This window comes from Curtobacterium sp. 'Ferrero' (assembly GCF_002412165.1).
Lineage (GTDB): Bacteria > Actinomycetota > Actinomycetes > Actinomycetales > Microbacteriaceae > Curtobacterium.
This window is the reverse complement of record NZ_NXIA01000002.1, coordinates 343064-369510: the sequence shown is the minus strand read 5'-3', so window position 1 is coordinate 369510 and position 26447 is coordinate 343064. Positions and strand designations below refer to the sequence as shown.

General features: G+C 73.2%; 19 protein-coding genes. 8 read left to right on the top strand and 11 right to left on the bottom strand.

What is annotated here, in order from left to right; genetic code table 11:
• Position 1: 1 nt before the first annotated feature.
• Both Csp2054_RS03810 and Csp2054_RS03805 read left to right on the top strand, forming a co-directional pair.
• Entirely contained in the window at positions 2-997 is a 996-nt protein-coding gene (locus tag Csp2054_RS03810; RefSeq protein ID WP_096898030.1) for an AAA family ATPase, read from the top strand.
• Positions 997-2349, top strand: a complete 1353-nt coding sequence (locus Csp2054_RS03805) for a DUF58 domain-containing protein (RefSeq protein WP_096897955.1) — start codon at positions 997-999, stop codon at positions 2347-2349. Before Csp2054_RS03810 ends, Csp2054_RS03805 begins: the two co-directional genes overlap by 1 nt.
• 22 nt (positions 2350-2371) lie before the next feature.
• Here the strand turns inward: Csp2054_RS03805 and Csp2054_RS03800 are convergent, their stop codons facing one another.
• A complete protein-coding gene (locus tag Csp2054_RS03800; protein ID WP_096897954.1) occupies positions 2372-3367 on the bottom strand; it encodes a stage II sporulation protein M in 996 nt (331 codons plus the stop codon).
• Positions 3368-3433: 66 nt separating this feature from the next.
• Between Csp2054_RS03800 and Csp2054_RS03795 the strand changes: the two genes are divergently transcribed.
• Complete coding sequence (locus tag Csp2054_RS03795; protein WP_096897953.1) at positions 3434-4303, top strand: RDD family protein; 870 nt, start codon at positions 3434-3436, stop codon at positions 4301-4303.
• A 98-nt stretch (positions 4304-4401) separates the two neighbouring features.
• Here Csp2054_RS03795 and ahcY read toward each other — a convergent pair whose 3' ends face one another.
• Positions 4402-5880, bottom strand: coding sequence for an adenosylhomocysteinase (gene ahcY / locus Csp2054_RS03790; RefSeq protein WP_096897952.1), 1479 nt, complete (start codon positions 5878-5880; stop codon positions 4402-4404).
• Between the two features lie 123 nt (positions 5881-6003).
• The gene (locus Csp2054_RS03785) at positions 6004-6216 is read right to left on the bottom strand and encodes a DUF3499 family protein (protein ID WP_096897951.1); all 213 of its coding nucleotides are present in this window, start codon (positions 6214-6216) and stop codon (positions 6004-6006) included.
• A 58-nt stretch (positions 6217-6274) separates the two neighbouring features.
• On the opposite strand from Csp2054_RS03785, the gene Csp2054_RS03780 reads away from it, so the two are divergent.
• Positions 6275-6715 carry a metallopeptidase family protein gene (locus Csp2054_RS03780; protein ID WP_096897950.1) on the top strand — a complete coding sequence of 147 codons (441 nt, stop codon included), beginning with the start codon at positions 6275-6277 and terminating at the stop codon, positions 6713-6715.
• Positions 6716-6758: 43 nt separating this feature from the next.
• Here the strand turns inward: Csp2054_RS03780 and Csp2054_RS03775 are convergent, their stop codons facing one another.
• From Csp2054_RS03775 to manA, 5 genes are all read right to left on the bottom strand, one after another.
• On the bottom strand, positions 6759-8165 hold the full coding sequence (locus tag Csp2054_RS03775; protein ID WP_096897949.1) for a DUF5719 family protein: 1407 nt from the start codon (positions 8163-8165) through the stop codon (positions 6759-6761).
• A complete protein-coding gene (locus tag Csp2054_RS03770) occupies positions 8162-11017 on the bottom strand; it encodes a glycosyltransferase family 2 protein (protein WP_141399108.1) in 2856 nt (951 codons plus the stop codon). Before Csp2054_RS03770 ends, Csp2054_RS03775 begins: the two co-directional genes overlap by 4 nt.
• Before the next feature lie 131 nt (positions 11018-11148).
• Positions 11149-11481 carry a WhiB family transcriptional regulator gene (locus Csp2054_RS03765; RefSeq protein ID WP_411897134.1) on the bottom strand — a complete coding sequence of 111 codons (333 nt, stop codon included), beginning with the start codon at positions 11479-11481 and terminating at the stop codon, positions 11149-11151.
• Between the two features lie 181 nt (positions 11482-11662).
• Positions 11663-12625, bottom strand: a complete 963-nt coding sequence (gene galE, locus Csp2054_RS03760) for a UDP-glucose 4-epimerase GalE (RefSeq protein WP_096897947.1) — start codon at positions 12623-12625, stop codon at positions 11663-11665.
• A gap of 53 nt (positions 12626-12678) precedes the next feature.
• Entirely contained in the window at positions 12679-13887 is a 1209-nt protein-coding gene (gene manA / locus Csp2054_RS03755; RefSeq protein WP_096897946.1) for a mannose-6-phosphate isomerase, class I, read from the bottom strand.
• 39 nt (positions 13888-13926) lie between these two features.
• Between manA and Csp2054_RS03750 the strand changes: the two genes are divergently transcribed.
• On the top strand, positions 13927-16089 hold the full coding sequence (locus Csp2054_RS03750; protein ID WP_096897945.1) for an acyltransferase family protein: 2163 nt from the start codon (positions 13927-13929) through the stop codon (positions 16087-16089).
• A gap of 74 nt (positions 16090-16163) precedes the next feature.
• Complete coding sequence (locus Csp2054_RS03745) at positions 16164-17549, top strand: O-antigen ligase family protein (protein WP_176491541.1); 1386 nt, start codon at positions 16164-16166, stop codon at positions 17547-17549.
• A 62-nt stretch (positions 17550-17611) separates the two neighbouring features.
• On the opposite strand, the gene Csp2054_RS03740 is transcribed toward Csp2054_RS03745, so the two are convergent.
• Positions 17612-19024, bottom strand: coding sequence for a hypothetical protein (locus tag Csp2054_RS03740; protein WP_096897943.1), 1413 nt, complete (start codon positions 19022-19024; stop codon positions 17612-17614).
• A 118-nt stretch (positions 19025-19142) separates the two neighbouring features.
• On the opposite strand from Csp2054_RS03740, the gene Csp2054_RS03735 reads away from it, so the two are divergent.
• Together Csp2054_RS03735 and Csp2054_RS18470 are read left to right on the top strand one after the other, a co-directional pair.
• Positions 19143-20444, top strand: a complete 1302-nt coding sequence (locus Csp2054_RS03735; RefSeq protein WP_096897942.1) for an O-antigen ligase family protein — start codon at positions 19143-19145, stop codon at positions 20442-20444.
• A gap of 178 nt (positions 20445-20622) precedes the next feature.
• Positions 20623-22503 carry a hypothetical protein gene (locus Csp2054_RS18470; RefSeq protein ID WP_255252597.1) on the top strand — a complete coding sequence of 627 codons (1881 nt, stop codon included), beginning with the start codon at positions 20623-20625 and terminating at the stop codon, positions 22501-22503.
• 607 nt (positions 22504-23110) lie between these two features.
• Here the strand turns inward: Csp2054_RS18470 and Csp2054_RS03725 are convergent.
• Together Csp2054_RS03725 and Csp2054_RS03720 are read right to left on the bottom strand one after the other, a co-directional pair.
• Positions 23111-23860 carry a polyprenol monophosphomannose synthase gene (locus Csp2054_RS03725; protein WP_096897941.1) on the bottom strand — a complete coding sequence of 250 codons (750 nt, stop codon included), beginning with the start codon at positions 23858-23860 and terminating at the stop codon, positions 23111-23113.
• Entirely contained in the window at positions 23857-26346 is a 2490-nt protein-coding gene (locus tag Csp2054_RS03720) for a glycosyltransferase (RefSeq protein ID WP_096897940.1), read from the bottom strand. The genes Csp2054_RS03725 and Csp2054_RS03720 overlap by 4 nt, the downstream gene beginning before the upstream one ends.
• Positions 26347-26447: the final 101 nt, after the last annotated feature.

Here is a 26447-nt window from a genome sequence, read left to right as displayed (position 1 = left end):
CCTGCCACCGAACGACCACCAGCAGCACGCGCGGCCCGTCGCGACGACCGATCCGCTCCGCGAGGCGTTCGGACGTGTCCGCGCCGAGGTCGCCAAGGCCGTCGTGGGCCAGGAGGGCGCCGTGTCCGGCATGATCGTCGGGCTGCTCGCCCAGGGCCACGTGCTCCTCGAGGGCGTCCCCGGTGTCGCGAAGACCCTGCTGGTCCGGAGCCTCGCCGCCGCGATGTCGCTCGACACGAAGCGCATCCAGTTCACACCCGACCTCATGCCGGGCGACGTCACCGGATCGCTCGTGTACGACGCGTCCACCGGCACGTTCCCGTTCCGCGCCGGACCCGTGTTCACGAACGTGCTGCTCGCGGACGAGGTGAACCGGACGCCGCCGAAGACGCAGTCCGCCCTGCTCGAGGCGATGGAGGAGCGGCAGGTCAGTGTCGACGGGTCCGCCCGGGCGCTGCCGGACCCCTTCTTCGTCGCCGCGACCATGAACCCGATCGAGTTCGAGGGCACCTACACCCTGCCCGAGGCACAGCTCGACCGCTTCCTGGTGAAGCTCACGCTCGACGTGCCCCCGCGCGACGTCGAGTGGCAGGTCCTCCGTCGGCACGCGGACGGGTTCGTCCCCCGTGACGTCGCCTCCGCCGGGATCGCCCCCGTGGTCGGCCGGGACGAGGTCCTCGCCGCACAGCTCGCGGTCCGCGGGGTCGGTGCCCGCGACGACGTCCTCGCCTACGTCGTCGACCTGGCACGGGCGACCCGCCAGGCACCGTCCGTCCGGGTGGGGGTCAGCCCCCGCGGCGCGACCGCCCTGCTCGCGGCGGCGAAGGCGTGGGCGTGGCTCACCGGCTACGACGCGATCACGCCGGACCACGTCCAGGCCATGGTCCTGCCGGTCTGGCGGCACCGGCTCCGGGTCGCCGCCGACGCGGAGCTCGAGGGCGTGGGTGCCGACGGGGTGCTGCAGCAGGTCCTCGAGCAGGTCCGGGTGCCGATCTAGTGGCGCTGTCCGGTCGGTTCGTGGCGTTCCTCGCCGTCGCCGTCGTGCCCGTCGTGCTGCTCGGCACGGGGTGGGCGGGCGTCGCGTGGACGGTCGTGGTGCTCGCCGCCGCCGCGCTCGACCTGGTCCTCGCCGCCGACCTCCGGCGTGTGCGTGTCGACCGTCGGATGCCGCGGGTCGCCCGTCGGGGCACGGTCGCCGAGGGCACGCTCGTGCTCGCGAACGACGGCGGCCGGCCGCTCCGCGCCGTGGTGCGGGACCTCTGGGAGCCCTCCGCCGGTCACGGGCCGTCGCGGGCCCGGCTGACGGTGCCCGCGGGGGAACGCCGGACCGCGCGGGTCCGGTTCGCTCCGTTCCGGCGCGGCCGTCGTCGGAGCGCCGGCGTCGCGGTCCGCGCGTGGGGGCCGCTCGGGCTCGCTGCTCGGCAGCGGGTCCTCGCCGCACCTGCCGAACTCGTCGTGACCCCGCCGTTCCGGTCGCGCCGGCACCTGCCCTCACGGCTCGCACGACTCCGCGAGCTCGACGGCGAGACGACCCTGCAGCTCCGCGGACACGGCACCGAGTTCGACTCGCTCCGGGACTACGTCCGCGGTGACGACGTCCGGTCGATCGACTGGCGTGCCACCGCACGCCGACAGGACCTCGTGGTCCGCACCTGGCGGCCGGAGCGCGACCGCCGGGTGGTGGTCGTCGTCGACGCGGGTCGTGCCGGGGCCGGCCGTGTCGAGGACGAGCCGCGCCTGGACACCTTCATCGAGTCGGCCCTGCTCCTCGGTGCGCTCGCGGCGGCCGCCGGTGACCGCGTCGACCTGGTCGTGCTGGCCGACACGGTCCGCGAGCGGGTGGTCGGCGCGACCCGGTCGGACGTCGTGCGCCGGTTCGGCGAGGCGCTCGCGACGGCGGAGCCCGACCTCGCCGCCACCGACTGGGACGCCGTGCCCGCCGCCGTCGATGCGGTGACGACCTCGCGCGCCTTCGTCGTCCTGCTGTCGAGCCTCGACTCCCCCGGGGCGTCCGGTGACCTGGCGGCGGTGCTCCCCCGGCTGACGAAACGGCACACCGTGGTGGTCACGAGCATCACCGACCCCGCCGTGACGGCGACCGCTCGCGGTGGTGCCGAGCCGGTCACGCGCCCGGAGCGGGCCGCGCGCGCTCGCACCACGGGCCTCCCGTCCGCCGCGCAGCGGGACGTCTACCGCCGTGCCGCTGCCGAGCGCTCCCTGCTCGACGCCGACGGCATCGCGGACGTCGCACGACGGGCCGGCGCCGAGGTCGTGAGCGGTTCCCCCGCCGACGTGCCGCCCCTCGTCGCGGACGCCTACATCCGGGCGAAGGCCGCCGGCCGCCTCTGAGGCGTCCCGCGCCGCCCGACCGTCAGCCGGCGGTCAGTGCGGACGCACCCCGCTCGAACTCGTCGAGGTCGCCGCGCTCGCCCGCCCGGAACGCCCGTCCGCCGACGACCCACTGGTACACCAGCACGGCTGCCAGCGCGACGGTGCCGATGCCGATCTTCACCGGCCACGGCCACGGCTGGCGGGTGACGACACCCTCGACGAGGCCGGACAGGAGCAGCGTGAGGGTGAGGCCGATCGCGATGCTGATGAGCGCCCGTCCGTCCTCGGCGAGGGCCTGGGCACGGGTGCGCGCCCCCGGGGCGATCCACGACCAGGCGATCATGAGTCCGGCCGCGCCGGCGGAGAAGACCGAGTACAGCTCGAGCTGGCCGTGCGGGGCGATCCAGAGGAAGAAGTCGCCGAGCCGTCCCTGCGAGTGCATGATCGCCGCGGACACACCGAGGCCGATCGCGTTCTGTCCGATCGTGTACGGCACGAACAGCCCGGTGATGCCGAAGGCCACCATCGTCGCCGCGATGTACGCGTTGTTCGTCCAGACCTGTGCCGAGAACGCGCCGAGTCCGTGGTCGGAGTAGTAGTCGACGAAGTCCTGGGTGGCGTAGCGCCGCAGGGCCTCCGGCGTGCCGAACGTCTCGACCGCGCCCGAGGTCGTGCTGATCCAGGTTCCGACGACGACGGCGATGAGCACCGTCGCGAGCCCGACCCAGAGCGTGGTCCACCGGATGCGGTACAGCGCAGCCGGCAGCTGCCGGGCGAAGAACGCGCCGAGGGCCGACACCGGGTCGACCGGCGTCCCGGTGAAGCGCAGCCGCGCACGGAAGAGGGTGAGCGACAGACGGTCGCCCACGGCCGACCGCGGTGCTGAGCGACGGAGCCGTGCGAGGTCGGTGGCCGCCGCCTGGTAGCCGGACACGAGCGCGTCGACGTCCGCTCCGGTCGTGTGCCGCGCCCGTGCGACCCGGTCGAGCTCCTGCCAGCGCTCGCGGTGCACGGCGGTGTACGCGTCGAGGTCCACGGGTCCCCTCCCCTTGCGGTCCGGCGCCGGCGCGCGGCGCACGCGGTGGTGCGACAGAATGATCCCATGTCGGAGCCCACTGCGTCGCGGGACCTCGCCGACGCGCGGTTCGTCCGGTCGCTCGACGACACCGCCGACGAGCTCGTGGTCGGCGAGGCCGTCGCGCTCGACGTGCAGCCCGCCGGCATCGTCCTGCGGTTGGCGGCGGCGCTCCTCGACGCAGTCTGCCTCGTCGTGCTGTTCGTCATGCTGCTCGTCGGGATCGCCCGGGTCCTGCCGCGCGACGTCGACACCGGGTGGATCGCCGCCCTGCGGATCGTCGTGCTCGTCGGGGTCCTCGTGCTCGTGCCGGCGGCGGTCGAGACGATCACGCGTGGCAAGAGCGTCGGCCGGTTCGCCGTCGGCACCCGGGTCGTCCGCACCGACGGCGGCGCGATCGGCTTCCGGCACGCCTTCGCCCGCGCGCTGGTCGGCGTGCTCGAACTCTGGGGCACCGCGGGCGGGCTGGCGGTCCTCGTGGCGCTGTTCGGCTCCCGACCGCGCCGCCTGGGCGACCTGCTCGCGGGGACGGTCGTGCAGCACGAGCGCCTCCGCCGGGAGCGTCCGACCACGGTGCTCATGCCGGCCGAGCTGGCACGGTGGGCGGCGGTCGCGGACGTCGGAGCGCTGCCGCAGCGGCTCGAGAACCGCCTCGGCGCGTTCTTCCGCGGTGCCGCCGACATGCGGCCTGAACACCGCGCCGCCACCGCCGAGGCCCTCGCGGCGGCTGTCGCTGCGCACGCCCACCCGGTGCCGCCGGTGCCGGCCGAGGTCTTCCTGGCGGGCGTGGTGGCACTCCGGCGCGACCGCGACGAGCGGGCGCTCCGGACCCGGGCGGCGACGATCGCGGCGGCGGCCGCGACGGCGAGTGCCCGGCCGCCGGGCTTCCCGCGCTGACGGAGCGCCGACGCAGTGCTGACGCGGCGCAGACGCGGCGCAGAGGCAGGACGGCTGGACGGCGGCGACCCGCCCGGCAGCGAGCCGCCGGCCGCGTGTCAGTACCGGTAGTGGTCCGGCTTGTACGGACCCTCGACCGGCACGCCGATGTAGGCCGCCTGCTCCGGTCGCAGCGTCGTCAGCTGCACGCCGAGGGCGTCGAGGTGGAGCCGCGCGACCTTCTCGTCGAGGTGCTTCGGCAGGACGTACACGCCCGTCGGGTACTCGTCGCGCCGGGTGTGCAGCTCGATCTGCGCGAGGACCTGGTTCGTGAACGAGTTGCTCATCACGAACGAGGGGTGCCCGGTGGCGTTGCCGAGGTTCATCAGGCGACCCTCGGACAGCACGAGGATCGAGCGGCCGTTCGGCAGCCGCCACTCGTGCACCTGCGGCTTGATCTGGACCTTCTCGACCCCGGGGAGCGCCTCGAGTCCGGCCATGTCGATCTCGTTGTCGAAGTGCCCGACGTTCGCCAACACCGCGAGGTGCTTCAGCGCCAGCATCTCCTCCACGCCGACGACGCCGAGGTTGCCCGTGCAGGTCACGACGATGTCGACCTCGCCCGCGACGTCCGCGAGCCGGGCCACCTGGTGGCCGTCCATCGCCGCCTGGAGCGCACAGATCGGGTCGACCTCGGACACGATCACCCGCGCCCCCTGCCCGCGGAGGGCCTCGGCCGCGCCCTTGCCGACGTCCCCGTACCCGACGACGAACGCGACCTTGCCGCCGATGAGCACGTCGGTCGCACGGTTCAGGCCGTCGGGGAGGGAGTGCCGGATGCCGTACTTGTTGTCGAACTTCGACTTCGTGACCGAGTCGTTCACGTTGATCGCCGGGAACCGGAGCTTGCCCTCGCGGAAGAGCTCGTAGAGACGGTGGACGCCCGTGGTGGTCTCCTCCGTGACGCCCTCGACGTCCGCCGCGATCCGGGTCCACCGGTCCGCGGAGTCCCCGAGCGACGCGGCGACGGTGTCGAGCACGATGCGCCACTCCGCGCTCGCGTCCGGCCCGGCCTCGGGGACACGGCCGGCGGCTTCGGCGTCCGCTCCGGTGTGCACGAGCAGGGTCGCGTCCCCGCCGTCGTCGAGGATGAGGTTCGGTCCGGCCCAGTCCGCCCCGGCGGCCGCCGCCTCGGCGCTCCAGTCGAAGATCCGGTCGGTGCACCACCAGTACTCCTCGAGCGTCTCGCCCTTCCACGCGAAGACCGGGACGCCCGCCGGCGCGTCCGGGGAGCCGGTCGGGCCGACGGCAACGGCGGCCGCTGCCTCGTCCTGCGTCGAGAAGATGTTGCAGCTGGCCCACCGGACCTGCGCACCGAGCGCCACGAGGGTCTCGATGAGCACGGCCGTCTGCACGGTCATGTGCAAGGAGCCCGCGATGCGCGCGCCGGCGAGCGGCTGGGTGGGACCGAACTCTTCGCGGAGGGCCATCAGCCCGGGCATCTCGTTCTCGGCGAGGCGGATCTGGTGCCGTCCCGCCTCGGCGAGCGCGAGGTCGGCGACACGGAACGGCGTGGCGGTGCGTGCATCGGCGGACATGCGGTCAGTCTCGCACGCGCGCGTCCGCGCGCGGTGTGCGCGACGCTGTGCGACGCGGACGGTCGGGAGGCACGGTGCGGGAGCCGAAGTCGGTCACGCGGGCAGGGCCTCCAGGCCGGAGCGTCAGTCGGTCTCGCGCAGCGGCTCGCGACGGACGACCCGCCACCCGCGCGGCACGCGCAGGCGCGCGGCGTGCCGCGCGCAGAGGTCGTACCCGTGCGGCTCCACCCGGGTGGACAGGGGCCCGACGACGACCATCGAGTCGGCGTAGTCGTACGTGAGGGTCGCCGACGCGCTCGCGCCACAGGCGACCTTGCTGCAGATCCGTACGTCCATACCGGTACCGACCCTACCGGGTGCGCCGACGGCGACCCGGCGCGCGTACCATGACGGGATGCGCCGCAAGCCTCCGCTCGTCACCCCGGTCGCCCGCGGACGGGGCCGCTCCCGGCACGGCCGCGGGGGTCGCTCCAGCGTGACGGGGCCGGACCTCGCGCCGCTCGTCACGCGCGCGGAGACGTTCGACCGCATCGTCGGCGACACGGCGCACTACCTCGTCCAGCTGTGGCCGGAGGAGCTCGACGGCGTCGTGTTCCAGGTCGCGGACATGCCGACGGACCCGACCCTGCCGACCAGCATGCCGCGGTGGCGGGTCGACCGGGCCGGCCGCCGCGTGACGCTCTTCCGGATCCCCGTCGAACGGGTGACCCGGAGCCCCGAGAAGGACGACGTCGACCGGCGCATCGTCGTCGAGACGGCCGTGTTCCGCGCCGTGGGCGAGCTCATCGACAAGGACCCCTGGGACCTGGCACCGGACCGCTACCGGCACTGGTGACCCGCGCGGCGGCCGCCGCTCTGCCCGGCCGCCGCTCTCCTGCTCAGGGGTAGACGCGCACCGGCGTCGACACCTCGGTCGCGGGGCGGATCGGGAACCCGGCGATGCCGTCGTCGTTCTGGTACGTCACCCCGGCGACGAGGCCCGACGCCCCGGTGATCGTCAGCTGCGTCGACGTGGGCACCCCGACCGTGGCGGTGCCGCCGGCGACGACGGACACCTCCTGGTCGTCGTCCCCCGACCGGATCGTGACCGTGGCGTCGTCCCGGGTCGGGTTGACGATCGTCATCCGCGCGCCGGACGCCGGAGCGACCGCCGCGGTGACCTCGTCGCCGAGGGGCTCGGCCGAGGCGAACCAGCCCAGGTCGGTGGCGTCGTCCTGCGTCGGCGTCGTGGTGCGGACCCCGGCCACGATCGGCTCGGTCGCACTGAGCGTGAACGAGTAGCGGCCGTCCGGGAAGTCGTCGAGCGGCACGTCCGTCACCACGCCGGGCTCCGCCGTGGCGTTGACCGTCGAGCCGCCGCCGTCCGCGGTCGTGATGCCGAGCGTGACGGACGCGGTCCGGGTCCCCGGCACGAAGATGCGCACGATCGGGGCGGCGTCCTCGGTGTCGCTGCCGCGCTGGGCGGCCTCGGTGCCCTCGAGCACGACGCCCGGGACCACCTGGGTGCGCGACGGCGCCGCACCGCCGGAGACGATGTCGAAGCCGCCGGGTGTGAGCGTCCGGACGACGGTCTCCTGCATGTGGGCGACGATCTGTCCGCCCGACGAGACGACGTGCACGACGGTGGACCCCTGGTCCGAGACGAACCCGGACAGCGGCACCACCTTCTGGCTGTTCGGCGCCACGACGATGCCGGTGGTGCCGGGGGCGCTGACCGTGCCGGAGCCGTCGTAGACCGTCAGGTCGACGGTCGCGTTGACCTCGGTGGGGTTCGACAGGGTGATGAGGCTCGTCCGACCCGTCTCGGTCGAGCCGCCGACGAGCCACGTGGACTGCGCCGGGTCGTCGCACGACGCTGCGCCGACGCCCACGAGGTCGCCGCTCGAGACGCTCTGGTAGCTGCTGCCCGCGACCTGCGGGGTCGTCTCCCCCGCAGGCGCCGTGAGCAGGCGCGGGTCGCTGCCGCCGGTCGTCGAGGACCCGAGCTCGGACTGCTCGACGGTCGACCCCGTCGTCGCGGTCGCGATCGTCGCACGACCGACCGGGGTGGCCTTCGTGGCGTCGTTGCCGGCGTCGTCCGAGAGCCGCAGCGCGTTGCCGGCGCAGACGCGCTCGGCGTCGGCCGGGACCGGTGTGACCGTCTGCCCGGCCGGGCGCCCGGGCGTCGCGGACGTGCCGATCGCGTGGGCGACCGTGACGGTGCCGGCGGCGACGACCACGGCGACGGCGGTCGCGGTCCCGCGGACGATCCACCGCCGGACGGTGCCTGGGGTCCTGGGGCTCATTCGTCACGCTCCTCGTCGAAGGTGGACGCGGGTTCCTCGGCCTCGATGCGGTTCGACGTCGCGCGACGGCGACGGGGTGCGGTCGGGACCGCCAGCAGTGCCGCCGCGCCGAACACCACACCGAGCACGACGAGGTAGAGCACGTGCGTCGCCTGCGCTGCCGCCGACCCGGTGCGGGTGCGGTCGACGTCGCCGTCGTAGTGGAACAGCTGACCGGTGTTCGTCTCGCCGATGCTCGTGAACAGCGCGCTCTGCCCGATGGCCCCGGCCGCACGGTCGTGCACGGTCTGGGCACCCGCGTCGTCGGCGGGCGCGTCCTCGAGCAGGACGAAGCTGACGCCGAGCGTCCGGAGCGCCTGCCGCGGGTCGTAGCCGCTGCGGCTCGCCAGGTTGCCGGCCAGCGTCGTCAGTTCGGCACCGGACCGGGTCAGGGTCAGGGCCGTGGAGTCGAGCGTCGACTGGTCGTCGAGTGTCGCCCCCTGGCCGCGTTCGAGCGACACGGAGAGCGAGCCGTCCGACTGCGGGTCGACCACCAGGGTGCCGACGTCCGGGTTGGCCTGGGCCTCGGCGTTGACGTAGGCGCTGAGCACGCGGCCCGTGGTGGGCTGGATCGCGGCGGTGCCGAGGTAGAACGCGGCGAAGGCGGGCGCCACCGTGACGCCGGTCAGCACCGCGGCGACGAGCCCGGCGGCGGGCGCGGCCTTCGGCAGCACGTCGATCCCGATGCAGGCGGCGGTCACGATCCCCAGCCAGTACACGCTGAGGCCGCTCCCGGGCCACACGATCGTGGTGGTCGACCCGACACCGGTGACGGTGACGTGGGTGGCCGCGAAGGCCGTGGCGTACCCGAGCAGCGCGATGACGAGCGCTGCGCCGGCGACGCCCCAGCGGTGCCCGAGCAGCGAACCGATCGCCGCCACGGCGACGGGCAGCGCGAGCACCGCCATCACGACGGGCAGCAGCCCGACGAGCACCGCGATCGACGACGTCGCGGGCAGCCAGCCGCTCCAGTCCGGCACCGGCTGCCCGATCGCGAGTTGGAACGCCGACGGGGCGCGCGTGGCGGACGGGACGCCCGGGTCGGCGAACACCGCGAGCGGGTTGCCGCGACCGAGCTGGACGAGCACGAGCGGCAGGAACAGCACCGCCGCGGGCACCGGGATGAACACCCGCCGGTGGGCGCGCCGCCAGCCGACGACGACGGACACCAGCCAGGCCACGAGGAGCACCGGCAGGAGCGACGGCGCCGACGCCGCGACCACGGCGAAGAGGATCGAGGCGCCGGACGCCCAGGCCCACGAGCGGTGCGCCTCGAGCACGGCGAGGAACAGCCAGGGCAGGAGCAGGTGCGCGATCACGGCACCGAGGTGTCCGCTCGTGACGGCTCCGACGAGCGTCGGCGCGATCGTGTACAGGGTGGCGCCGACGACGGGGACCCAGACGCGCGTGGTGACCTTCCGCACGGCGAACCACGCGCCGAGCGCGGACACCGGGAACGCGAGCAGCATCACGAGCACGACCGACGTGGACGGCGACCAGAACGTGATCGAGCCGAGGACCGCGAGCACGGCGGCGAACGGGTCGCTCGGTCCGGTGAAGCCCGTCCCGATCGAGTGCCAGCCGTAGCCGACGTTCTGCCAGAGCCGTCCGACCGTGGTCGAGAGCGGCAGGAGTCCGCCGCCGGTCAGCGCCGGGGAGCCGAGCAGCGGGAAGAGCGTGACGACGCTGAGGACCGCCGCGGCGAGCACGACCCACACGCCGCCGTCGCCGAGGAACGACGCACGGGCGATCGGGGCGTCCTCGACGCGGGCGAGCTCGACGTCGCGCGAGGTGAGCCGCCGTTCGTGCACGCGGCGCCAGCTCACCCGGAGCGGCTCCACCGCGGCCCATCCCACCTTGCGGTTGCGCGCGAGCACCTTCCGTGCGCGGCCGACACCGCCACCGAACACGACGGCGAAGGCTGCGGCCAGCTCACCCCCGACGGCTGCGGGGTGCTTCGCGACGAGGTGCCCGACCGCCCGCCCGACGGCGAAGGGGACGAGGGTCAACCAGTGCAGCCACAGGAGCCCGGCCGGGGCGTAGACCATCCGGCGGTGCAGCTGCGCCTGCCGGTGGAGGCGCACCCGGCGCCGTTCGGAGAGCCGCTTCCGGCCGAACTCCTCGATCGGTCCGGCGCTCGTGACCCGGGCCTCGGGGACGACGGCCACGCGGTGACCGGCGAGCCGCGCGCGCACGCAGAAGTCGAGCGCGGCGTCGACGTCGGGCAGCGCCGGGTCGAACCCGCCGAGCTGGTGCCAGACGGAGCGGCGCACGAGCATGCCCGCGGCCGCGACCGCGAGGACGTCGGTGTGCCGGTCGTGCTGGCCCTGGTCGAGCTCGTCCTGGACGAGCACGAGCGATCGGCCGAACCTCGTCATGCTCTCGCCGAAGTCGCGGATCCGGGACGGGTCGTCGTCGTGGACGAGCTTCGGGCCCGCCACCACGACCGACGGCGCGATCTCGACGGCGGTGAGGAGTTCCTCGAGCGCGGTCGGCATCGGCGCGTTGTCGTGCCCGAGCAGCCAGAGCCACTCGTCGACCGGTGCGTCGGCGACCGCCGACGGCGCCTCGCGCTCGCCGGCGGCGACCGCCTGGCCGAAGGGCCGCCCGGCGGGCAGCCGCACGAGCTCGGCCGACCCGCCGAACGCGAGGTCGGCGGTGGACCCGTCCGAGGACCCGACGTCGACCACGACGAGGTTCTCGGGGTGCCTGGTCTGCTTCGCCAGGGCGTCGAGCGTGCGGTCGAGTCGGTCGCCGCCGTCGGCGGCGACGAGGATCGCGGTGACACGGGGCTGGGAGGCGCTGGGCTGCATGACGCGCGTCACTCTACGGTCTGGAGGCGCGCCCTCCGTCGCGGACGGCGGCGCGCCGTGAACCTGTGGGAAGGGTCAACGCAGGATGCGTGACGGACGCCCGCCGCGCCTCCCGTCCGACGGGTGGTCGGTCAGGCGCGACGGCGCAGCTTGCGACGCTCGCGCTCGGACAGGCCGCCCCAGATGCCGAAGCGCTCGTCGTTCTCGAGCGCGTACTCGAGGCACTGCGACCGGACCTCGCACGAGGTGCAGATCTTCTTCGCCTCGCGCGTCGAGCCGCCCTTCTCGGGGAAGAACGCCTCCGGGTCGGTCTGTGCGCAGAGGGAGTCGGCCTGCCAGGCGAGCGGGTTCTCCTCGTCGTCGATCTCAGCACGACGGACCCCGGGGACGCCGAGCGCCACGGGGTCGACGTGCCAGTCCTCCGGAACACCGGCGCTGAAGTCGGAACCGTTCACCCTGATCACCCCTGACGTCTCGGTGACGAACCACGACGGGTTGCCGTCGCTGCCTGTAATTACAGCGGTGTGATTCGCCGGAGTCAAGTCGCGGATCATAGAAGCCGCTGACCGTCGCGGCGTGTCATGTCCCCCGTACGGGCGTGTCGCTCGCGTTCTGTCGGGGTTTCGGGGGACATCACGGTACCGGTCAGGACACGCTGCGGCGCGCCTCCCACGCACTCGACACCATCTCGTCGAGGGAGTGCCGCATGGCCCACTCGAGGTCTCGCGCCGCTGCTTCGCCGGTCGCGACGATCCTGGCCGGGTCGCCCGGTCGACGCGGCGCGACCTCGGGCTCGAAGGCGATGCCCGTCACCTTCGCCATCGCGTCCATGATCTGGCGCACGCTCACCCCGTCGCCGCTGCCGAGGTTGTAGGCGCGCTCGAGCGGCTCCCCCGCCTCGAGCTTCCGAGCGGCGACCGCGTGCGAGTGCGCCAGGTCGGCCACGTGCACGTAGTCGCGGACGCACGTGCCGTCCGGCGTCGGGTAGTCGTCGCCGTTGATCCGCGGCGTCCGGCCGGCGAGCAGGGCGTCGAAGACCAGCGGGAAGAGGTTGTGGGGGCTCGCGTCGTACAGGTCGGGCTCGCCGGAGCCGACGACGTTGAAGTAGCGCAGGGAGGTCGTGGCGAAGCCGCGGGCGACCTCCATGTCGCGCAGGAGCCACTCGCCGATGAGCTTCGACTCGCCGTACGGCGACTCGGGGGCCTTCGGGGTCGACTCGACCACGGTGTCGACGTCCGGGGTGCCGTAGACCGCGGCGCTCGACGAGAACACGACCTTCGTGACGTCGTGGTCCGCCATCGCCCGCAGCAGCGTCGTCATGCCGGTGACGTTCTGCTCGTAGGTGTGCAGCGGACGCTCGACCGAGACCCCCGCGTACTTGAACCCGGCGACGTGCACCACACCGGTCACCCCGTGCTCGGCGAGCGTGCGCCCGACGAGGTCGCCGTCGAGGATCGACCCCTCCACGAACGGGACGTCCTGCGGCACGAACGCCCGGAACCCGCTCGACAGGTCGTCGAGCGCGACGGTGTCGATCCCCGCCGACCGCAGCGCTCGGACGACGTGGGACCCGATGTACCCGGCACCGCCGGTGACCAGCCAACTCATGCTGGTCACGCTAGCGGAAGCGGGTCACCGTCCGGGACCGGGCACCTGCGTGTTCACGCTCCCGTCGCGATGAAGACGGTGGAGGTCAGCCCCGAGGCCGCGTCCGCCTCCACGGTGACGTCGCCCTCGTCGGGCGTGACGTAGCACGACTCGCCCTTGCGGAGGAGCGTCGCCGACGTGGCACCGACCAGGGTCACGACGCCCTCGGTGCAGATCGCGATCGAGGGTCCGTCGAGCGGTGCGACGCCGCCCGTGCTCAACCCGACCGGCTTGCCGTCGCCGGTGACGCGGACGAGCGCGAAGCCGACGCCGTCCGGCGCGAACCGGTCCACCCCGGGGGCCAGGTGCTCCGGCTCGAGGACCGGTGCCGGGTACGCGGTGAAGTCGAGGACGCGCAGGAGCTCCGGCACGTCGACGTGCTTCGGGGTCAGGCCGCCGCGGAGCACGTTGTCGGAGGGGGCCATGAGCTCGATCCCGAGTCCGTCGAGGTAGGCGTGGATGTTCCCCGCGGGCAGGTACATCGACTGCCCCGCGGCGAGCGTCACCCGGTGCATCAGCAGCGACACCACGACGCCGGGGTCGCCCGGGTAGGCGGCGGCCAGGTCGCGCACCGTCCGGGTGTTCGGCGTGGCGACGTCGTCGGGCAGGGCCGCAGCGAGGTCCCCGGCGGCCCGCACGACGGCGAGCGCGCCGTCGTCGGCGGTCTCGAGCCAGCGCACCGTGTCCTCGAGGCCCTGCGCGAGGTGGACCAGGAGCGGACCGAGCCGCCCGGAGCCGGCGTCGAGGAGCTCGACGTCGGCACGGGTCTCGTCGACGGGGCGGAACCCGCTCAACGCCTCGAAGCGCTCGCTCAGCGCGACGACCAGCTCGGGCTTCGGGAACGGGTCCTTGTAGTTGCGCGCCGGGTCGTCGACGGGGATGCCGGCCGCTTCCTCGCGCTCGTACCCCTCGCGCGCCTGCTCCGGCGTGGGGTGCGCCTGCAGCGACAGCGGTGCCGCCGCCGCGAGCACCTTGAGCAGGAACGGCAGCCCCGTGCGCCCCTGGCCGAGCGCGGCCTCGGGCTCCGCGGCGATCCAGTCGAGCAGGGTGTCCGCGCCGCCGACCATGGCCGGGTTGACGACGACGCTCGGGCTGCCCGGGTGCGCACCGAGCCACAGCTCGGCCTGCGGCGCGCCGGTGACGGTCCGCCCGACGAGCTCGGGGATCGCGGTGACGGAGCCCCACGCGTAGTCGCGCGGGGTGTTGGTGATGCCGAGGAACATGCGGTGAGCCTACCGGCGCTGCCCCTAGGATCGACGGCGATGCACGCGACGCGAACCGCCCGGACGGCACAGCCCGCCGGCGCGGTGGACCCGGACGGCACGCCGGCGGTCCGGCACCGGGCAGCACGCCCGGACGGCGGGACGCGCTGGGACGTCCAGGGGTTGCGGGCGTTCGCCGTCACCGCCGTGGTGCTCTACCACCTGTGGCCGAACCGGCTGCCCGGCGGGTTCGTCGGCGTCGACGTGTTCTTCGTGATCTCGGGCTTCCTGATCACCGGCCACCTGCTCCGCGAGCTCGAGGCGACCGGCCGCATCGGCCTCGGCGCGTTCTGGACCCGTCGCGCACGCAGGCTGCTCCCCGGCGCGTTCACGACGATCGTCGTGACCGGCGTCGCGGTGCTGCTCGTCGCCCCGGTCTCGCTCTGGGGCCAGTGGGGTCGGGAGCTGGTCGCGGCGACCGTCTACGTGCAGAACTGGCAGCTCGCGGCCGACGCGGTGGACTACCTGGCGCAGTCGAACCAGGCGTCCCCGTTCCAGCACTTCTGGTCGCTGTCGGTCGAGGAGCAGTTCTACATCGGGCTGCCGCTGCTGCTGCTCGGGGCCGTGTGGGTCGCCCGTCGTCTGCGGCGTGCGGGAGCGCGGCCGGTGACCGTCGCCCGTGTGCTGCTCGGTGCGGTCGCGGTCACGTCGTTCGCCTGGTGCGTGCTCGAGACGCGGACCGCGCCGGGCGTCGCATACTTCTCGACGGCCACCCGCGCGTGGGAGTTCGCGCTCGGCGGCCTGGTGTCGACCATCCCGCTCGGTGTCCCGCGCACGGCCGTCGCGCGGACGATCCGCGTGGTCGGCGCCTGGTCCGGCGTGGCGCTGCTGCTCGCCGCTCAGGTCGTGATCACGCCGACCGTGCCGTTCCCCGGCGTCGCCGCCGCGCTCCCCGTGGTCGGCGCCGGCCTCGTGGTGCTGTTCGGCGCACACGGCGCCCTGCAGCCGCTGGGACGGGTGGCGCCGGTCGCGTTCACCGGGCGGATCTCGTACGCGGTCTACCTGTGGCACTGGCCGGCGGTCGTCCTGGTCCCGTTGGCGACGCGGCACGAGCTGACCACCCTCGACAAGGTGGCGATCGCGGTGGGGTCGTTCGTGCTCGCGGCCGTCACGACGCTGCTGGTCGAGGAACCGCTCCGCGGAGCCCGGTGGTCGCGGCGGCTCCGACCGCGCCGGGTCGCGCTGTGGGGCGCGGTGGCGACGGTCCTGGTGGTGTCGCTCGGCGCCTCGACCCTCACCGCAGCGCACGTGCAGCAGGTGCAGGCGGCGCGCTTCGCGGACGAGCTCGCGAACGGCGACGTCCGGTGCTTCGGAGCCGCGGCGGAGATCGGCAGCGCACGCCCCTGCGTCAACCCGCGCCTGGCCGACGTGCGGGTGCCGGCACCGGCCGCGGCCGTGCAGGACGACGCCAACCGCAGCGCCTGCTGGTCGAACGACACCCCGACGTTCAAGGTCTGCACGGTGGGTCGTGCGACGGGGTACTCGGAGCACCTGCTCGCGATCGGCGACTCCCACAACAACGTGCTCGTCGACGCCTACGAGCGCATCGCCGAGACGCACGGCTGGCGCATCGACATCGCCGGGCACCTGAGCTGCTACTTCACGACGGCCCGGCAGCAGGACCTCACCGACGCCCGGGTGGCCACGTGCGACCAGTGGAAGCAGAACGCGATGGCGTACGTCCGATCCCACCCGGACCTCGACGGCCTGCTCGTGACGCACTCGACCGGCAACAGTCCGGTCATGGTGCCCGCCGGGTCGACGAACGACGCGACCGTCGTCGACGGGCTCGTCGGTGCCTGGCGGACCGCGACGGACCTCGGCATCCCGGTCATCGCCCTCCGGGACAACCCCGCGGCCGAGTCCGACACCCTGGTGTGCGTCTCGCAGATGTCCGGTCACACCACCGGCGCGTGCGACACCCCACGCAGCACGGCGCTCGCCCAGTTCGACGGCTCGACCCAGGCCGCGGCGCGTCTCGGGCCCCTCGCGCACGTCGTCGACCTCACCCGGTACTACTGCACCGCCACGGTCTGTCCCGCCGTGATCGGCGGAGTCGTGGTGCACCGCGACCCGACGCACCTGACGAACACCTTCGCGAAGACGCTGGCGCCGTACTACGGCGCCGCGATCGCCGCAGCGCTGCGGAGCCGGACCGGGTGATGCGACCCCGGCCGCCGCGGTCGCATCGGCCGGGACCAGCCCGTGCCCAGCACGCCGACGGGTACCCTGACCCCGTGACGAACACCTGGCCGCTGGCACGCGGGACCGTTCCCGAACGCGAGGCCTTCGCGTTCGCCGCCACGACGCTCGGCGTGGTGTTCGCCGGCGACGCCGTGCCGAACACGCTGACGTGGGTAGGGGCCGGCATCGTGTGGGCAGCGCTCGCCGTCTGGGGTGCGACCATCGTCGTGCGGGCGAAGCCAACGATCGCCAGGACCCCGCGTTCCCTCTGGCTGTTCCTCGGCTGGTGCCTGCTCTCGCTCCTCTGGTCGCACTGGCGCTTCGCGACGCTGCCGAGCATCGTCGTGCAGGTCATCTGCGCCGGTGTGGCCTTCACGGTCGCCTCGACGTTGACCTGGCGGCGCATCCTCGACGCGACGAGTCTCGCGATGCGCTGGGTGCTCATGCTGTCACTCGTCTTCGAGGCCTTCGTCGCCGTCGTGGTCCGGCACCCGATCGCGCCGGTGTGGACGGACTACGGCGACCGGAAGATCCCGGACGCGTTCTACTTCTCGCGAGCCGAGCTGTTCACCGGCGGGCGGATCCAGGGCCTGCCCGGCAACGCGAACCTGCTCGCCATGGTCGCGTTGCTCGCGGCGATCGCCGTCGCGGTGCAGTGGGCGGAGGGGCGCATCCGGCGGGCGCGGGCGATCGGCTGGCTCGTCGTCGCGGCCGTGGTGTTCCTGCTGACCAGCTCGTCCACCGTCGCCGTCGCGGCGGTCGTGGTCGTCGTCGTCCTGTTCGTGGCGCGGTGGATCCGTGCGACGCCGACCGAGCAGCGCACGCCGCGGTACCTGCTGCTGGCCGCGGGCGCCGTCGTGGTCGGGGCGGTCGGCGCGCTGGCCGTCGGACCGGTGTCGGAGATGCTCGGCAAGGGCACGGACGCGACGGGACGTGGTGAGATCTGGGCGAAGGTGCTCGGGCTCGTCGACCAGCACCCCGTCCTCGGTTGGGGCTGGATCGGCTACTGGTGGCCGAGCATCCCGACGCTCGCCGACCTGGCGCACCGGAAGGGCGTGACGTACCTGCAGGCCCACGACGCCTACCTCGACGTGTGGATGCAGACCGGGATCATCGGCCTGGTGCTGTTCGCCGTGTACGTCCTGACGACGCTGCAGCGCGGTTGGTCCGGGGCCACCCGCATCGGCTACGACGCCCGGCTGGAGCAGCGGACGTTCGACCCGGTCTCCCTGTTCCCACTGCTCGTCGTCGTCGCGCTCCTCGTCCAGTCGGTCGCCGAGTCGCGGCTGCTGTACCAGGGCAACTGGATCCTGTTCGCGCTCATCGCGATCAAGTCCCGCATCGTGCTCGTCGGTGACGAGCCCGTCTCCGTCGGGGACGGGCCGCGCACCCCGCCGGCGCGACGCGAGTTCCGCTGGGCCGCACCCGAGCGCAGCTGACGGTCGCGAACCCGACCCGTGCACGGCCGACCCGCGGACGGTGTGCCCGCACGCGGCGTCGGTCAGCGCAACCGGTCGCAGGGCACCTCGGCGCCCCACGGCGCGATCTCCACGCGGACCACCTGGAGCCGGGGATCGGCTCGGCACTCCCGCTCGGCCGCCGGGATCTGCGGCGCCCACTCCGGTCCGGCACTCCGGCGCGTGGTCGCCGGCGCCAGGGACACCACCGACGACGCGACCACCGCGGCGACGGCGCACCAGCCGACCGCCGCCACGACCACGCGCAGCAGGACGGACGACGGCCGGTCCCGCTGCGCCGGGTCCGTCGTCACGCCGCTCCCCCACTGGACGAGCACCCCCGCCGCGAGCGCCACGGCCGAGACGAGCAGGAGCCCGGCACCCGCGGCGTACCGGAGCGGCGGGTCTCCGACCATGCCGGCGGACAGGTGGGCCCACGGCCGCTCGGAGGTCCCGTTCGCGATGATCGCGGCCACCCACACCACGAGCGAGCCGACGGCGAGCGCCACGACGAGGAACCGGGCGCGCCACGTCCCGACGAGCACCGCGGCCGCCAGCATCCCGACGACGACGAGGGCCGGGACGACGAGCACGGACCAGCCGTGGGTGAGCACGGCCTCGACCGCGGTGCCCACGCGCGCGTTCCAGGCGCCGGCGAAGGGCTGCAGCAGGTACCCAGCCACGAGGTCCTGCCACGACGGGGACCCGGGCTCCGAGGTGCGCACGGAGCTGACGCTCGTGACGACCTGGGCCGCCCCGGCGACGAGCGCGGTGACCGTGACGGGCAGGGCGCGCAGGTCGGGCCGGCCGGACGCCGCCCTGCGGACCGGGAGCCACGCGAGGGCGAGGAGCGGGAGGAACAGCACGGTCTGCGGCTCGGTCAGCACCGTCAGGGCCGTGACCGCCGCGAGTGTTCCGGCTGCCCACCAGCTCCGCGACCGGTGGGCGAACAGCCACGGCGCGAGGAGCATGCAGTACCAGTGCAGGTTGGCGACGTTCCCGCTGATCTCGACCGGTGCCAGCGGCAGGACCGCGGGCACCGCGGCGAGCAGGAGCCGCAGTGGCCACGGCCGGAGGACCTGGCGGGACAGGACGAACACGAGCGCCGCGATGCCGCCGACGAGCACGCAGGCCGTGGTCGAGACGACGAGGGCGTAGGCGGGGACCGGCAACGCCCAGGCCAGGTCGACGACGAGCCGGGGCAGCACGTGCAGGTACCCGGCGTAGGGGTGCAGCAGGTCCCACGGTCCGAGCGCGACGCGGTCCCGGAGGAAGATCCCGCCGTCCTCGGCCCACACGGTGCGGCGCGTCACGGGTCCGAGTCGCCACCACGCGACCGCAGCGACGGCGAGTCCGACGAGCACGGCGGCGACGGCGCTCCGCACCGGCCGCCCGTCCCGCACCGGCCGCCCGTCCCGCACCGGCCGCCCGTCCCGCACCGCCCGCTCGTCCCGCACTCCTCGAGGCTACGGTGAATATCGCGGATCGTTGATGACGACACCCGCTCGCGCCCGCTCGGGGCGGACCTGGGAGCGGGCGCACGGAGCAGCCGTCCCCGTGCGGGAAGATGGTCGGGTGACCGACGGCCGACTGACCAGACGCGTGCTCGCGCGCCGGTACCTGTCGGCCTGGATCGGGTTCTCCGCCGGGGGCCGGTTCAGCCAGGCGCTCGCGACCACGATCGTCCTGTTCGCCTTCGGTGAGCCCACCGTCACCGCGCTCGTCGGTGCCGCCGGCGACTGGGCCGTGCTCGTCACGCTCGTCGTGCTGGCGGGGCTGAGCCTGCTCGGGCAGCGGTACCGCATCGAGTGGCACGGGGTGCTCCCCCTGTCACTGCTCGCCTTCGTCGGGTACTGCGCCCTGAGCGTGCTCTGGAGCGGCTACTCGTGGGTGGCCCTCCGCGGCCTCACCGCCACCGTGTGCTTCATCGGGCTCGGGCTCTACCTCGCGCTCGGCCGCGACCTCGTGCAGGTGATCCGGGCCTCCGGCGACGCGTTCCGGATCCTGCTCGTCGCCGCGCTCGGACTCGAGGTGCTGTCCGGGCTCGTCCTCGACACCCCGTTCCCGGCCTTCGGCATCCGCGGCGACATCGCGTACGGGGGTCCGATCCAGGGCATCGGCGGCACCCGCAACTTCATGGGGTTCATCGCCGCGATGGCCCTCGTGACGTTCGTCGTCGAGTTCCTCACCCGTTCGGTGACGGTCTGGCGGGCCGTCGCGTCGACCGCCCTCGCCGTGATCGCCCTGATGCTCGTGCAGTCCCCCATCACCGGGTTGGCGATGATCGCGCTCGCCGTCACCGCCCTCGCACTGTGGTCGCTCCGGCACGCCCGGCCGGCGGCGCGGCCCGTCGTCAACGGGGTCCTCGGTGCGGCGGTGCTGCTCATGCTGGTGGTCGGCGTGATCGCCCGGCGGCGGGTCCTCGCCGAGATCGGTGCCGCCGGCGGCACCGCCACACGACTCGACCTCTGGGCGCAGATCCGCTCCCTGACGGCGCAGTTCCCGATCCAGGGGTGGGGGTGGGTCGGCACCTGGCCGCAGGAGGCCGTCGTCCCCTACGTGACGTTCATCGACCCGGCCGGCCAGCGGTTCACGTCCGGACTCAACGCGTTCGTCGACGCGTGGCTCCAGATCGGCCTCGCCGGCACGATCATCCTCGGCATCACCGCGCTGCTCGCGTTCGCCCGGGCCTGGGTGACCGCGACGACGTTCCCCGGGGTCGCGTACGTCTGGCCCGCAGCCGTGCTCGTGCTCCTCGGCGTGACGAGCACCGCGGAGAGCTACCTGCTGCACGGCGCCGGGCTCATGGTGTTCGTCACGGTGCTGGTCGTCGCGGCGCGACGCCGCTCCTGGCGGCGGCACCTGAGCCGCGTCTGACCAGCGCGACCGGAATGCAGGCACGACCCGCCTGGAGGCGCGACCCGGCCCCGCCACGCACGCCGCGCCTCCAGGCGGTCACCCTGGCAATCCGCCGCCGTCACTTCCGACGTGTCGGAGGGTGCACCTAGACTGCGGGAGGCCGTCAGGGGGCGGCCGGGGAACCACAGGGGGAACCATGCGCCTGCGTCGTCACGCAGCACTCGTCCGCATCGCGCTCACGACGGCCGTGGCCGTCGTCGTGGCCGGCCTCACGGTCGTCGCCCCGGCGACCGTCGCGCAGGCCGCGGCACCGGCCACCGGACGGTACACGCCGATCACGACCACACGCGTCTGGTCCGGTGGACTGACCACCACGCCGAAGGTCGTGCCGATCGCCGGCCGCGCCGGGATCCCGACGACCGCCACGGCCGTCGTCGTCAACGTCGAGGTCAAGGCACCGACCGCCGCCGGGTACCTCCGTGTCACCCCGGCTGGCCGGGACGCGACCGTCGCGACGCAGGACTTCGCGGCCGGGCAGACGATCGCGAACCTCGTCACCGTCAAGCTCGCGGGTGGCGGGATCCAGGCGAAGGTGTCCCGCGGCAGCGCGAACGGCTACTTCGACGTCGCCGGGTACTACGCCGACGGCTCCGGTGCCACGTACACGCCGCTCGACGCCACACGGGTCTTCGGCGGGAAGGTCGGGACGACCCCGACCAAGGTGACGCTCGGCGGTCGGGGCGGGGTGCCGACGAACGCCACCGCCGTCGTCGTGAACACGCAGGTCTCCGGCCCGACGGCCGCCGGGTACGTCCGGGTCACGCCCGCCGGTCAGGACCCCGGCGTCGTGACGCAGCTGTTCGGGGTCGGCCAGTCGCTGTCCAACCTCGCGATCGTGAAGCTCTCCGGCGGTGCCGCGCAGGTGAAGCTGTCGAAGGGCTCCGCGACGGTGTACCTCGACGTCGCCGGCTACTACTCGGCGTCGACGACCGGCTCCGTGTTCGTCCCGATCGACACCACGCGGGCGTACGGCGGCACGATCGGGACGACCTCGCAGACGGTCCGGCTCGCCGGGACCGCCGGGGTGCCGGGGACCGCCACCGCCGTCGTCGCGAACGCCGAGATCACCGGGCCGACGAAGTCCGCCTACCTCCGGGTCACCCCGGCCGGAGCGGACGCGCAGGTCGCCACGCAGCTGTTCACCCCCGGCAGGTCCGTCGCCAACCTGGTGATCTCGAAGGTCACCGGTTCCTCCGTCGATCGTCGGGTGCAGGTCAAGGCATCGGCCGGCTCGGCGGTGCTGCACCTCGACGTGGCAGGGTACTTCCTCGACGGGTCGAGCGGGTCCGGGTTCGGGGCGGACGTGTCGTGGCCGCAGGGCTCCTCGTCGTCGCGGTACCCGGCGGACCAGGCGTTCGGCGTGGTCGGCGTGAACGGCTCGCTGCCGAACCAGACGAACGGCTCGCTGGCGCCGCAGCTGGCCTGGGCCGCGGGATCGGTCGGCGGGACGTCACAGCCGCGCACGCAGCTGTACGTGACCGCGGCGAACCCCGGTCGCGCCGCCTCGGTGTGGCCGTCGTCGAACTCCTACCCGGCGGGAACGGCGGTCGCGAACCCCTACGGCACGTGCACGGCGAACGCCTACACCGCCGCGTGCTCGTACATGTACGGCTACGCGCGGGCCTACGACGACGTGTACTCGCGCGGGGTGTCCTCGCCGGCTTCCTACCGCTGGTGGATCGACGTCGAGACGAACTTCTCGTGGCTCGGCGCCGGCGACGCCTCGGACCACCAGACGCAGAACCGCGCCGACGTCGAGGGCATGGTCGCCGCCCTCCGCGCGGCCGGGGTGAGCACCATCGGCATCTACTCGACGAAGTACCAGTACGCCCAGATCGTCGGGACGGTCGCGTCGTCGTCTCCTCTGTACCGGCTGCCGAGCTGGATCGCCGTCGGGAACGACGGTGCCGCGGCCGCGCAGTCGGCGTGTGGCGCGGGTGGGCTGACGGCCGGGAGCCAGGTCCGGATGACGCAGTTCGTCTCCGGCGGACAGGACTTCGACGTCAGCTGCGTCTGAGGCGCGCGGGCGGTGCCGGTCGGGGCCGCGGGTTGACTGCTGCTCGTGTGCCGATGTGCCGGTGTGCCGCGTGCGTTCGAACCCATCGCACGCGCAATAGGAGGCCGATCCGCTCGTAGGGAGCCGGAAGGAACGGGCAACCACGAGCGAATCCGCCAACCATGAGCGAAACCGCTTGCACCGAGCAGGCCGCGAGCGGGGGACGGACGCACGCCGCGCCTCCCGGCCGACCGCTCACCCGAGCGTGTGCGTTCGAACCCATCGCGCCCGCAGTAGGAAGCCGATCCGCTCGTAGGGAGCCGGAAGAAACGGGCAACCACGAGCGGAACGGGCAACCACGAGCGAAACCGCCGACCACGAGCGAAACCGCTTGCACCGAGCAGGCCGCGAGCGGGGGACGGACCCACGCCGCGCCTCCCGGCCCCCTCGCTCACCCGAGCGTGTGCGTTCGAACCCATCGCACCCGCAATAGGAAGTCGTTCCGCTCGTAGGAGGCCGGAAGAAACGGGCAACCACGAGCGAAATCGCCAACCACGAGCGAAACGGCCAACCACGAGCGAAACGGCCAACCACGCGCGGAACGGCCAACCACGCGCGGAACGGCCGACTACGCGCGGGAGCGACGTCCCCGGCCGAAGCGGCGCTCGATGCCCCACTGGGTGACGCGCAGCATGGCCTCCCCCACGATCGAGCCGCTCATCTTCGACACGCCGTGCACGCGGTCTCGGAAGCGGATCGGGACCTCGACGATCCGACCGCCCTGGGCATCCACCCGCAGCGTCATGTCGACCTGGAAGCAGTACCCCTTCGAGTCGATGCCGTCGAGGTCCATCGCCGCGACCGCGGACGCGCGGTACACCCGGAACCCCGCGGTGACGTCCCGGACGTCGATCCCGAGCACGAACCGGGCGTACGTGTTCGCGCCGCGGCTGAGGACCTCACGTCGGAGCGGCCAGTCGACGACCGAGCCACCCGGCGTCCAGCGGGAACCGATCGCGAGCAGGACGTCGTCGGAGGACCGGACGGCCTCGATCATCGCCGGGAGCCGGTCGGCGGGGTGCGACCCGTCGGCGTCCATCTCGACCAGGAGCGGGTAGCCGCGCTCGAGCCCCCACCGGAAGCCCTCGACGTAGGCGCTGCCCAACCCGAGCTTGCCGGCGCGCTGGAGTAGGTGGATGCGTTCGTCCGCGGCGGCGAGACCCCGGACGATGTCACCGGTGCCGTCCGGGCTGCCGTCGTCGACGACGAGCACGTGCGCGTCCGGGACCGCCTCGGTGATCGCCGCCGTGATGGCGCGGACGTTCTCCGCCTCGTCGTAGGTCGGCACGACGACGAGGGCGCTGGCGCTGTGGGTCACCGGTTCTGCAGCCGCCGCTTGATCTTGCCCGCGACGCTCCGCGGTCCCTCGGTCCGGAGGTAGTGCACCGCGCGGCCGAGGTCGTGCCGCACGCCGTAGAGCTTCTTGCGGTCGGGCACCCGGACGCGCATCTGGTGCGGTTCGAGCGAGGTCTGCGGATCGCGGACGGTCTTGTCGGCGGCTCGGATCGGGTTGCGGCAGAACTCGACCAGCGGCGCGAGGACGTTCTCCCAGGTGAACTGCTCGCGGACACGGTCGACGTTGCCGATGAACTCGGCGCGGGCCTTCTTGTCGAAGAGGGCGGTCTCGAGCGCGTCGGCCAGGCCGTCGACGTCCTGCTCGTGCACGGCGACACCGAGCCCCTCGGCGGCGACGAGGTCGCCGAAGGAGTCGCCGGCCGTCGTCACGATCGGCAGCCGGGCCCACAGGTAGTCGAGGATCCGGGTGCGGAACGAGAACGTGGTCTCGAGGTGCTCGTAGTGCGTCGAGACCCCGGCGTCGGCCTCGAGGAGGTACGCGCCGCGCTCCTCGTAGGGGATCCACGACTCGTTGAAGAACACGTGCTTGCCCGTCAGCCCGAGCGCGTCCGCCTCGGCACGGACCCGCGCGACGATGTCCATCTCGGGCACGTCCGGGTTCGGGTGCTGCACACCCATGAAGAACAGCTTCACGCTGGGCTTCTTCGCGGCGAGCTGCCCGATCGCCCGGACCAGGGTCAGCGGGTCGAACCAGTCGTAGATCCCGCCGCCCCAGACGACGAGCTTGTCGTTCTTGCCGATGCCGGGCACGACGCCCTTGACGCGCTGCACGTCGTGCACGGGCGGGGTCGACGACAGGCCGAACGGCACGACACCGATGAGCGAGCGGAGGTCGGGGTCGCGCGAGTACGTCCGTGCGTTCACGCGGCCGGAGCCGGCGAGTTGCCCGAGCCAGAACATGCGCTGCCGCTCCGACGCGCAGATGAAGTAGTCGCCGAGCTCGAGCTGGTGGTTGAGCGTGTCCGAGGCGTCGAGGATCTGGCGGTTCCACTGGTCGACGTCGTCGCTGCGGCCCTGTTCGAGCTGCTCGAGGTGCAGCGGGTCGTAGACGTCCACGACGAGGATCTTGCGGGTCGACTCGAGGACGGGGAACAGCCGCAGCGCGTGGCCCTGCACGACGATGACGTCGGCCCAGGCCTCGTGCTCGACCATCTGACGCGGATGGCGGTGCGGGACGGTGACGACCTCGTACGCCGGGTCGATCTGCTCCGAGCGGGTGAGGCTGACGACGCGGACGTCGTGCTCCTTCGCGAGCTCCTTCGCCATCCGGGTGGCACGGATCGCGGGGCCGGCCATCTTCTCGCCGATCGCGTCGCCCGTGATGATGAGGACCCGGCGCCGGGTGCCGACCTCGAGCACACCGAGCGAGTGCACGATCTTGTCGTAGCCGGCGAGGTAGTTCTCGATCGGGTACGCCGGCTCGTCGCGGTTGCCGAACAGGCGCAGGAGCTCGCGGTCGCTGCGGACCCGCGTCGCCTGGATCTGCCGGCGCGACTCGGTCATCGACGGCAGCTGCTCGACGAACTGGTCGACGCCGTAGATGCCCGCCATGCTCGTCTTCGCCACCGGGATCGTCGGGACGCTGTCGTCGCCCGGGTTCCGGAGGTCGAGCTCGGTCGAGTCGAGCTCCCCACGGCCGACCGCACGGCGGACCACGAGTGCGAGCGAGCCGGGCAGCGCGGCGGCGAGCTGCTCGTCGCCGAGGTTCTTGTACAGCGTGAAGAGGGCGTTGCGCTCGAGCAGGTAGGTCTCGCGGAAGTCCCCGAACTTGTTCATCGAGGCGTGGTGCTTGTGGAACGCGACGGACTTCGGCTGGTAGCGGAAGCGCCAGCCGAGCAGGTTGAGCCGCCACCCGAGGTCGACGTCCTCGTAGAACATGAAGTAGCGGTCGTCGAAGCCGCCGAGCTGCTCGAACAGGTCCGCGCGGATGAACATCGCGGCGCCGGTGCCGAACAGCACGTCGGTCTCGCTCTCCCAGCGGCCGATGTCCGGCGACCCGGCGAACGGCTTGTAGCCCATCCCGTACCAGGTCATCGCGGCCTCGGTGAAGTCGACGTTGACGCCCTCCCAGTCGAGCACCTTCGACGCCACGGCGCCGATGTCCGCGCCGGAGGCGAAGGTCGCCATCGCCTCGCGCACCCATCCGGCATCGGGACGTGCGTCGTTGTTCAGGAACGCCACGATCTCGCCGGACGCCTTCGACACGCCGAGGTTGCACCCACCGGTGAAGCCGAGGTTCGCACCCGCGTCCACGAGCGTGAAGTCGAGGTCGGACGCCTTCAGCCGTCCGAGGTGCTCCGGACCGGAGCCGTTCTCGACGACGATCACCTCGAGCCGGTCCTGCGGCCAGTCCTGCTTGCGGAGCTCGGCGATGCTCGTCAGGGTGTCGTCGGTGCCCTTGTAGTTGACGAGGACGACGGACACGACTCCAGGCTTGCGCTCGGTCACGCGGTTCCCTCCAGCAGCAGCCGCGCCCAGCGCGCGGTTCGGTGGCTCGGCCGCGGGGTGCCGTCGGCCGTTGACACCATACAAGGGACGCGGCACGCGGC

What these genes read in the sequence shown, in the direction of transcription:
- Csp2054_RS18470 (WP_255252597.1), top strand. Translation starts at nt 20,623, where the DNA reads ATGCGCCTGCGTCGTCACGCAGCACTCGTCCGCATCGCGCTCACGACG.
- Csp2054_RS03780 (WP_096897950.1), top strand. Translation starts at nt 6,275, where the DNA reads ATGCGCCGCAAGCCTCCGCTCGTCACCCCGGTCGCCCGCGGACGGGGC.
- galE (WP_096897947.1), bottom strand. Translation starts at nt 12,625, where the DNA reads ATGAGTTGGCTGGTCACCGGCGGTGCCGGGTACATCGGGTCCCACGTC.
- Csp2054_RS03775 (WP_096897949.1), bottom strand. Translation starts at nt 8,165, where the DNA reads ATGAGCCCCAGGACCCCAGGCACCGTCCGGCGGTGGATCGTCCGCGGG.
- Csp2054_RS03750 (WP_096897945.1), top strand. Translation starts at nt 13,927, where the DNA reads ATGCACGCGACGCGAACCGCCCGGACGGCACAGCCCGCCGGCGCGGTG.
- manA (WP_096897946.1), bottom strand. Translation starts at nt 13,887, where the DNA reads ATGTTCCTCGGCATCACCAACACCCCGCGCGACTACGCGTGGGGCTCC.
- Csp2054_RS03770 (WP_141399108.1), bottom strand. Translation starts at nt 11,017, where the DNA reads ATGCAGCCCAGCGCCTCCCAGCCCCGTGTCACCGCGATCCTCGTCGCC.
- Csp2054_RS03785 (WP_096897951.1), bottom strand. Translation starts at nt 6,216, where the DNA reads ATGGACGTACGGATCTGCAGCAAGGTCGCCTGTGGCGCGAGCGCGTCG.
- Csp2054_RS03795 (WP_096897953.1), top strand. Translation starts at nt 3,434, where the DNA reads ATGTCGGAGCCCACTGCGTCGCGGGACCTCGCCGACGCGCGGTTCGTC.
- ahcY (WP_096897952.1), bottom strand. Translation starts at nt 5,880, where the DNA reads ATGTCCGCCGATGCACGCACCGCCACGCCGTTCCGTGTCGCCGACCTC.